The following is a 2,590-nucleotide window of genomic DNA, read 5'->3' on the forward strand; positions in this document are numbered from 1 at the left end:
CGGAAAATACGGTCCATGATGAAGGCAACACGAGCCATGTAGCCGCAAGCCTCCAGGAATGCCAAGAAGATGAACAGTACGAGCATCTGCGGCACAAAGCCCAGAACCGCGCCGACACCGGCAACAATACCGTCCAGAATCAGACCGGACAGCCAGTCTGCACAGCCAATGCTGGTCAGAGCCTTTTCAACGAATACCGGAACACCCGGAATCCAAATGCCGTAGTTTGCCGGATCCGGTGCTTCATAGCCGTCTGCGTCCAGCACTTCCATCGCAGCATTCAGATCATCTACTGTAGCGGTCTGCTCTTCGGTTGCCAGAGTCTCTTCATCCTCTACCGAGTAGGTAGCTTCTGTGCCAGCCGGAATAGAAGCAGCAAACTCGGTCAGAGCAGCCTTTGCAGCTTCCGGATCGTAGTCGTCAGACTCGGAATCCATAGCAGCTTCTACCGCAGAGGTATCTACGCCCTGCTCAGACTCATAGGTGATAAAGCCGTTTGCAACGGTAGCAGCGTCGGTGTACTCATCGTTTACGTCAGAGTAAGCGGAAGAGCCGATGCCGAACAGATGCCAGCCATCGCCGAACAAGCCGTCATTTGCCCAGTCGGTAGCTGCGGTACCAACTGTGGTAACGGATACATAGTAAACAATAAACATGACAACCGCGAAAATCGGCAGGGCCAGAATTCGGTTGGTCACGATTCTATCAATCTTATCGGAAATTGTCAGCTTGCCAGCGGATACCTTCTTATAGCAGCCCTTGATGATGGATGCAATATAAACGTATCGCTCGTTGGTGATGATGGACTCGGAGTCATCATCCTCCTCGGTCTCGGCAGCTTCAATGTCCTTCTCAATGTGTGCCAGAACGTCCTCAGACAGGTTCAGCTGTTCCAGAACCTTGCTGTCGCGCTCGAAAATCTTGATGGCATACCAACGCTGCTGCTCTTCCGGCATATCATGCAGAACCAGCTCTTCGATGTGTGCCAGCGCGTGCTCAACCGGACCGCAGAACGTGTGCTGCGGGATGGTCTTTTCGTTCTTTGCCGCATGGATTGCTGCCTCAGCAGCCTCCATAATGCCTCTGCCCTTGAGGGCGGAGATCTCAACGACCTTGCAGCCCAGCTCTCTGCCAAGCTCCTCGATGTTAATCTTATCGCCGTTCTTCTCGACGATGTCCATCATGTTTACCGCAACAACGACCGGAATACCCAGCTCGGTCAGCTGTGTAGTCAGGTACAGATTTCGCTCCAAGTTGGTGCCGTCAATGATGTTCAGAATGGCATCCGGACGCTCACCGAGCAGATAATTTCTCGCTACTACTTCCTCCAGCGTATACGGAGAAAGAGAATAAATGCCCGGAAGGTCAGTGATGACAACATCATTGTGCTGCTTCAGCTTACCCTCTTTTTTCTCAACCGTTACGCCCGGCCAGTTGCCGACGAACTGATTGGAACCGGTCAAGCCATTGAACAGGGTTGTTTTACCACAGTTCGGATTGCCGGCTAAGGCGATTGTCAAACTCATCGTTCATTTCCTTTCTACGCGCACCGATGAAACCGCTTCTCATACAGCGCCCGTTTCAAAAATCAAAACTCTTTTTCAAACAATCTAATCTCTATTAGATTACTTGACTTCAATCATCTCAGCGTCTTCCTTGCGGAGAGACAGCTCATAGCCACGAACCGTGATTTCAACCGGATCGCCCAGCGGAGCAACCTTGCGGATGTACACTTCAACGCCCTTGGTAATGCCCATGTCCATGATGCGGCGCTTGATCGCACCAGCGCCCGTAATCTTTGCTACGGTATACGTGCTGCCGACTTTTGCTTCTTTTAATGTCATCTTTGCGTTCTCCTTTCCCTTCGATTTTGCGAAGGCATCAAATCATGATTTTCTGTGCCATTTCCTGACTGATACCCACTCGTGCTTCCTTTACATTCACGATCAGGTTTCCGCCCATGGCAGAGACAACCTTTACGGTTCCTCCTACAACAAAGCCTAGATTTTCCAGATGTTTCTTGACCTCCGGCTTGCCGCCGATCTTCACAATGGTGTTTTCCTCACCGACTGTTGCAAATGTCAATGGCATCATGATAAGTTCCTCCTTCATCCATGTTTTTAGCATAGCTTTACACTTCGCGCACGCGAAAGCTAATTAGCTCTTGCTAATCAACTAGTATAATATCTTGTTTTCGTACCTTTGTCAACCAATTTTGTCTTGAAATCCGGCATCTTTGCCATTTTTGGTATATTTGTTCAGCTGTTAGGGTATGCTAAGGCTTTGTTTTATCCAATGTTAACATATACTGATTTTTTCTTATTGTTTTCTCTATTTCTTATTTTCTCAAAATAAAAACCGCAGTTTTTCTCGTTTTATCCCCAAAATAAGAAGAAAAGCAGGGGCTTACTCCCCCTGCTTTTCTCATGTTGCCTTGTGAATAAACACCGGAATCGGCGGATCGCCCGCCCGATTGGCAAACTGCGTGACGAGAACCGTATACTGTGCCGGATCTATCGTCTTGACGTATTCCAGCAGGGCATCCCGCTCCTCATAGCCGCTTGCTCCGCCGTAATAAATGCTCACGCAC

Annotated in this window: 4 protein-coding genes; all 4 read right to left on the bottom strand. The window is 49.3% G+C overall.

The genetic code is table 11. From position 1 onward, the window contains the following. Positions 1 to 1,526, bottom strand: a 1,526-nt coding sequence (feoB, locus tag ACR0P9_RS10665; protein WP_432619978.1) for a ferrous iron transporter B, incomplete at its 3' end; no start/stop codon positions are given. Positions 1,527 to 1,625: 99 nt separating this feature from the next. Continuing rightward, the gene (locus ACR0P9_RS10670) at positions 1,626 to 1,844 is read right to left on the bottom strand and encodes a FeoA family protein (RefSeq protein WP_432619980.1); all 219 of its coding nucleotides are present in this window, start codon (positions 1,842 to 1,844) and stop codon (positions 1,626 to 1,628) included. Positions 1,845 to 1,881: 37 nt separating this feature from the next. Beyond that, positions 1,882 to 2,094 carry a FeoA family protein gene (locus ACR0P9_RS10675; RefSeq protein WP_418234467.1) on the bottom strand — a complete coding sequence of 71 codons (213 nt, stop codon included), beginning with the start codon at positions 2,092 to 2,094 and terminating at the stop codon, positions 1,882 to 1,884. A 330-nt stretch (positions 2,095 to 2,424) separates the two neighbouring features. Continuing rightward, complete coding sequence (locus ACR0P9_RS10680; protein ID WP_432619982.1) at positions 2,425 to 2,586, bottom strand: class I SAM-dependent methyltransferase; 162 nt, start codon at positions 2,584 to 2,586, stop codon at positions 2,425 to 2,427. Positions 2,587 to 2,590 lie beyond the last annotated feature (4 nt).

Source organism: Butyricicoccus sp. (genome assembly GCF_050872565.1).
In the GTDB taxonomy this organism is placed as follows: Bacteria; Bacillota; Clostridia; order Oscillospirales; family Butyricicoccaceae; genus Butyricicoccus_A.

Excerpts from the sequence above, each read along its gene's own strand:
- ACR0P9_RS10675 (WP_418234467.1), bottom strand. The coding sequence starts at position 2,094 with ATGATGCCATTGACATTTGCAACAGTCGGTGAGGAAAACACCATTGTG.
- ACR0P9_RS10670 (WP_432619980.1), bottom strand. The coding sequence starts at position 1,844 with ATGACATTAAAAGAAGCAAAAGTCGGCAGCACGTATACCGTAGCAAAG.